This is a genomic window from Paenibacillus polysaccharolyticus (assembly GCF_023714295.1).
In the GTDB taxonomy this organism is placed as follows: Bacteria; Bacillota; Bacilli; order Paenibacillales; family Paenibacillaceae; genus Paenibacillus; species Paenibacillus polysaccharolyticus_A.
This window is the reverse complement of the sequence record NZ_JAMAUN010000064.1, coordinates 1-295: the sequence shown is the minus strand read 5'-3', so window position 1 is coordinate 295 and position 295 is coordinate 1. Positions and strand designations below refer to the sequence as shown.

General features: G+C 57.6%; 1 pseudogene. It reads right to left on the bottom strand.

What is annotated here, in order from left to right:
• Positions 1–295 (bottom strand): annotated as a pseudogene (locus M3629_RS28235) (hypothetical protein); the annotation flags it as partial.

Genomic DNA, 295 nt, shown 5'->3' with positions numbered 1-295 from the left:
CCGGCTGTGCCCGTGGCCCCAGTCACACCGGTTTCACCCGTCAATCCTGTTACTCCTGTGGCTCCGGTTACTCCAGCAATACCGGTTGCACCCGTTACTCCTGTTTCCCCAGTGACACCAGATATTCCTGTCGCCCCTGCACTTGCTAATAACGTATAGTCTGGAGAGGTGCCCGGCGTGCCCGTTGGCGAGGCTACATTGGTGACATACGTGCTACCGTTGAACGTCACCACTTGACCGGCTGGATACGTCGGAGCTACTGCTGGGTCAAATGCCACGATACCGCTGAACCCTA